The sequence below is a fragment of the Treponema sp. UBA785 genome, assembly GCF_002297065.1.
In the GTDB taxonomy this organism is placed as follows: Bacteria; Spirochaetota; Spirochaetia; order Treponematales; family Treponemataceae; genus Treponema_D.
The window spans coordinates 1-5,778 of the sequence record NZ_DBJD01000028.1; the positions used below are offsets into that span (position 1 = coordinate 1).

The window sequence follows — 5,778 nt, forward strand, 5'->3', positions numbered from 1 at the left end:
TTCTTTATTCTTTCGGGCGAAATTATGGGCGCGGGCGGAATTTCAGACCGTCTTTTAAAGGCTGCGAACGCGATTGTCGGAAGATTCAGAGGCGGACTTTCATACGTGAACGTTCTTGCTTCAATGTTCTTCGGCCATCTTTCAGGCTCGGCTGTAGCTGATGTCTCATCTCTCGGCTCGATTGAGATTCCGATGATGGTGAAAGGCGGCTACGACAGAGATTTTTCTGTTGCAGTTACTGTCGCGACATCTTGCCAGGGCGTTCTGATTCCTCCAAGCCACAATATGATTATCTATTCAGTGGCGGCTGGTGGAGTTTCTGTAGGCGCGCTTTTTATGGCAGGACTTTTGCCTGGAATCACGCTTGGAATTCTGTTCCTTGTTGTCTGCGGAATTATGAGTGTTATCCGCCACTATCCGAAAGGAGAAAAAATCGGTTTAAAACAGGCTTTAAAGATTTGTCTTGATGCAATTCTCGCATTGTTCACTGCGGTTATCATTCTTGTCGGCGTTACAGCTGGCTGGTTCACTGCGACAGAGTCGGCGGCGATTGCCTGCATTTACGCGTTCATAATCTCGGTTTTCGTCTACAAAGAGCTAAAAATCTCGATGATGCCGAAACTTTTGATGAACACTGTAAAAACGCTCGCAATGGTTTTCTCTTTGATTGCGGCGGCTGGCGGATTCGGTTATCTTCTCGCGCTTTTGAAAGTTCCGACAATCATCACGACTGCTCTTCTTTCAATCAGCGAGAACAAGGTAGTTCTTCTGCTTTTGATTAACATAATGCTGCTTCTTCTTGGCTGTATTATGGACATGGCTCCGCTTATTTTGATTGTGACTCCGATTATTGCGCCTGTCGTTCATAACGTTGCAGGAATGAGCCTTGTTCAGTTTGGCGTTATGCTCATATTCAACCTTGCAATCGGACTTTGCACTCCGCCTGTCGGCTCTGCCTTGTTTGTCGGCTGCGGCGTCGGAAAAATCAGCATCGAAAAGACGACAAAGGCAATGATTCCGTTCTATCTGACGATGATTGCAGGTCTTATGCTTGTAACTTTTGTACCTGATGTTTCTTTGTTCCTGCCGAAGCTGCTCGGATATGCAGTGTAAGTAATAAGTAAATGGAAAAATCGCTTTTATGCGATTTTTGAGGAACAGTGCCGTCTTCGGACGGCATTTCACTTAATGCTTTGTATAAAACAAAAAAAAACGAGGAAACGCTATGAAAATGACTTTGAGATGGTACGGGCCGGGATTTGATTCTGTAACGCTTGAGCAAATCAGGCAGATTCCGGGCGTAAAAGGCGTAATCACGACGCTGTACGATGTTCCAGCCGGCGAGGAATGGACATGCGAAAGAATAAAGAATCTAAAGGAAACTGTCGAAAAATCAGGACTTGAAATTTCAGGAATTGAAAGCGTAAATGTCCACGACGCGATAAAAATCGGGAGCCCTGACCGCGACAAATACATTGAAAACTACATAAAATCGCTTGCCGCGCTCGGCGAAGAAAATATCCACATGGTCTGCTACAACTTTATGCCGGTTTTCGACTGGACACGCACCGACCTTGCGAAAAAACGTCCGGACGGTTCGACGGTTCTCGCATACGACCAAAAAGTTGTGGACTCAATCGACCCGCAGACTTTTTTTGACAAGACAACAGACAATTCAAACGGCTTTGTAATGCCGGGCTGGGAGCCGGAGCGTCTCTCAAAAGTAAAGGAACTTTTTGCGGCATATAAAGACGTAACTTCTGAAAAACTTTTTGAAAATCTCGTTTACTTTCTGAAGGCAATCGGGCCTGTCTGCGAGAAATACGACATGAAAATGGCGATTCATCCTGACGACCCTGCATGGCCGGTTTTCGGGCTTCCGCGCATAATAACCGGAAAAGACACAATCCTTAAAATGCTCCGCGCCGTTGACAAGGAATACAACGGTATCACGCTCTGCATGGGAAGTCTCGGAACAAACCCGAAAAACAACATTCCTGAGATAATGCGCGCATGCAAGGGAAGAATTCATTTTGCGCATATCAGAAATCTTCATCATTTTGCGCCGGGAGTTTTTGAGGAGGCGGCCCATCTTTCATCAGACGGCAGCTTTGATATGTACGAGGCTGTAAAGACTCTTTACGAGACAGGTTTTGACGGCCCTGTTCGTCCAGACCACGGAAGAACAATCTGGGGCGAAAAGTGCATGCCGGGCTACGGACTTTACGACCGCGCGCTCGGAGCAATGTACATTCAGGGGCTTTTGGAAGCTGTGGAAAAATCGCAGAAAAAATAATGGGAGCTGGCTAAAGCACACGTCCTGCCTGCGGCAGGGATGCTGCGTGCAAGCACGCTGCGAGTTTTGTCAGCGCAAAACTCGGAATATTGAACTGTGTGCTAAAGCACACGTCCTGCCTGCGGCAGGGATGGGAGCCACGCGAAGCGTTCAAAATTGACGGCAGTTTTACTGCCGCCGGTTTTGAATGTAGCGAATAGCGAAATGGCGGACAGCCCGGTTTTTGTGCAGTGGAACGGAACAAAAAGCCGCCCAAATCTGCAAAACGTTTTCAATCGTGCTGTAATTTTTGGAGAATATTATGAAAAACCAAGAGAATTCTGTTTATGGAGTGTTGAGAGAAAAAATTCTTAGTTTGGAATTAAAACCGGGGCAGGAACTTAACGTAAATCAGCTTGCTAATGAAATGAATGTTTCCCGTTCTCCAATCCGCGATGCTCTTTTAAGGCTTTCTCTTGATAAACTGGTTGATGTTTTTCCTCAAAAAGGCACTCGTGTTGCTTTTTTGGACAAAGATATTATCAAACAGGAAAGATTTTTGCGTATTACGCTTGAACTTGGCGTTCTGAAAGTTTTTATGGAAAGCCTTGACGAAAATAAACGAAAAATCTGCGCTACGAAATTACAGGCGCTTCTTCTTGAACAGCATGCAAGCCTTTTGGATGGAAATAAAAAAGCTTTTTTGCAGAAAGACGATGAGCTGCATCATTTTTTTTATTCGGAGACGAAAAATGAATGGCTTTGGAAAGTTCTTGATTCGCACACGGGAAACGATCATCGCATACGAATTTTGAGTTACAATGCCGAAAGAATTGCGAATGACGTGGAAAAAGAGCATATTGAGCTTGTCAAGGCGATTGAAAACGGAGATGCGGAACTTGCCTGCAAGGTTGATGAAGAGCATATGCAAGTTCTTTCTGATTTGCTTGAAGATATGAATAAAAATTATCCTGAATATTTTAGCTCTTAGATGATTTTTTTTTGCGAAAATTGAAATTTTGAAAGAATAAAGACAAAAAGTAAAAACGAGAAAAAAACAGACTGTTAGTCGGACAGCTTGGATATAAAAGGCGGAATTTGCCGCAAATATTTATGGAGGATTATTTTATGAAACTGAACTTAAACGAAATTAAAGACGGCTCAAAATGGAACGGCTACAAACTGCCGAAATTCGACCCGAAAAAAATTGCAGAAAATACAAGAAAAAATCCGGAGTGGATTCACTTTGGAGCAGGAAATATCTTTAGAATTTTTCCTGCAGCCTTGGCTCAAAAACTTTTGAACGAAGGTTTGATGAATACTGGAATTATTGCCGGCGAATGTCACGATCCTGAAATTGTTGAAAAACTTTTTAAGCCGCATGACAATTTGACTCTTGGAGTTACACTAAAAGCCGACGGTTCTATCGAAAAAGAAATCATAGCTTCTGTCGTTGATTCTGTCTGTGTCTATCCTGAATTTAAGGATGACTGGGAGACAGTGCTTGCGGCATTTAAAAATCCAAGCCTTAAAATGCTTTCGTTTACTATTACAGAAAAAGGTTACGCTGTTACTTCTTCTGACGGAAAATTGATTGGACAGTATGAGCATGATTTTGCCAATCCGCCTGAAAAAGCAGAAATGTTCTTGTCTAAACTTACAGGACTTTTGCTGGAACGCTTTAATGCCGGAAAACTTCCTCTTGCTTTGGTTTCTATGGACAACTGTTCTCATAACGGAGAAAAACTTTCGGCTGCTGTTTTAAAAATTGCAGAAAACTGGCAGAAAAAAGGCTTTGTTCCTTCTGAATTTATTGATTATCTAAAGGATGAAACAAAAATTGCTTTTCCTTGGACTATGATTGATAAAATTACGCCTCGCCCAAATTCTAAAGTCGCGGAAATGCTTAAAAAAGACGGTTTTGAAGAGACTGAGCTGATTGTAACTTCAAAAAACACTTACTGCGCAACTTTTGTAAATGCCGAAGAAACTCAGTATCTTGTAATTGAAGACAAATTTCCTAATGGCCGCCTGCCTTTGGACAAAGCCGGAGTTTATTTTACAGACCGCGAAACTGTAAATAAAGTCGAAAAGATGAAAGTCTGCACCTGTCTAAATCCTCTGCACACCGCTCTTGCTCTTTCTGGATGCCTCTTGGGATTCAATTTGATTTGTGACGAAATGAAAGACAAAGACCTTAAAAAAATGGTCGAAATTTTGGGCTATAAAGAAGGATTGCCTGTTGTAGTTGATCCAAAAATTATAAAACCGAAGACTTTTATTGATGAGGTAATCGAAAAACGTCTGCCAAATCCGTTTATGCCAGATACTCCTCAGAGAATTGCAACCGATACTTCACAAAAACTTTCGATTCGCTTTGGAGAAACCGTAAAAGCATATCTTGCAAATCCAGAACTCAATGTAAAAAGTCTGAAAATTTTGCCTATGGTTTTTGCGCTTTGGCTTCGCTATCTTCTTGGAATTGATGATAATGGAAAAGAATTTGAGCTTTCTCCTGATCCGCTTCTTCCAGATGTAAAAAATGAACTTTCAGGAATTTTAATTGGCAAAAATGATGAAACTAAAGTTGAAGAAAAAATCAAAAAACTGTTAAAAAATGAAAAGATTTTTGGCTTTGACGTTGTTTCTTCTGAATTGTACGGAAAAGTAAAATCTTATTTTATGGAAATGATAAGTGCAAACGGAAAAGTCCGCGAAGTGATTTCGCACGCAGTTGAAAACTAAAATGCTTTTCGCAAAATAAAAGGCTATGCGATAAGGTTTTAAACTTTGAAGTGCACCTCTAAATTTGGACATAAAGTTCAATTTTGGAGGTGCATTTTTTATTTGCAGTTAATTCAATTTTTACTGAATTATTTTACAAATTCTTTCTTTAAGAAATCCAAATCAAGCTCTGGATAAAGGACGAATTTGCTCAAAAGCGCCTGAACTCGTTTTGAAGCGGCTTCCTTTACGCTTTCGTCAAGAACAATCTTGAGTTTTGCAGGTTTTCCGTCTTTTGTTACGCCCGGCTTTGTTCCTTTGAGAACCATATCGATAATCGCAGCGACTTCTTTCATCTCGCCTTCTTTCATTCCTAAAGTTGTGAGCGCTGGAGTTCCGAGACGAAGACCTGAAGTGTACCATGCGCCGTTCTTGTCATATGGAAGCGCGTTCGCGTTTGTTGTTACGCCTGCCTGGAAAAGTGCCGCCTCAGCCTGCTTTCCTGTAAGTCCGTAAGAAGTAATATCTGCAAGCATAAGGTGATTGTCTGTTCCGTTTGTCTGCAGGCGGATTCCCAAATCCTGAAGCTCTTTTGCAAGCGCCTGAGCGTTTTTTACAACCTGATGAGCGTAGTCCTGATATTCTTTTGTGTTCGCTTCTTTGAAAGCGATTGCCTTTGCAGCCATTACATGCGGAAGAGGTCCGCCGAGAACCATCGGGCAGCCCTTGTTCACATAGTCCTCAAATTCTTTCTTGCAGAGAATCATAGCTCCGCGAGG

4 protein-coding genes and 1 pseudogene are annotated in these 5,778 nt (G+C 42.1%); 4 read left to right on the forward strand and 1 reads right to left on the reverse strand.

What is annotated here, in order from left to right:
• From B2X33_RS01905 to B2X33_RS01920, 4 genes are all read left to right on the forward strand, one after another.
• The coding region (locus tag B2X33_RS01905) for a TRAP transporter large permease (RefSeq protein ID WP_296667196.1) at positions 1-1,113 on the forward strand (1,113 nt) is incomplete at its 5' end.
• 112 nt (positions 1,114-1,225) lie between these two features.
• Positions 1,226-2,296: a mannonate dehydratase gene (gene uxuA / locus B2X33_RS01910; RefSeq protein ID WP_296667197.1), complete on the forward strand. Its 1,071-nt coding sequence runs from the start codon at positions 1,226-1,228 to the stop codon at positions 2,294-2,296.
• Positions 2,297-2,597: 301 nt separating this feature from the next.
• Entirely contained in the window at positions 2,598-3,266 is a 669-nt protein-coding gene (locus B2X33_RS01915) for a GntR family transcriptional regulator (protein ID WP_296667199.1), read from the forward strand.
• A gap of 137 nt (positions 3,267-3,403) precedes the next feature.
• Entirely contained in the window at positions 3,404-5,020 is a 1,617-nt protein-coding gene (locus B2X33_RS01920; RefSeq protein ID WP_296024130.1) for a mannitol dehydrogenase family protein, read from the forward strand.
• Between the two features lie 128 nt (positions 5,021-5,148).
• Here B2X33_RS01920 and B2X33_RS01925 read toward each other — a convergent pair.
• A pseudogene (locus tag B2X33_RS01925) lies at positions 5,149-5,778 on the reverse strand (glycine hydroxymethyltransferase); the annotation flags it as partial.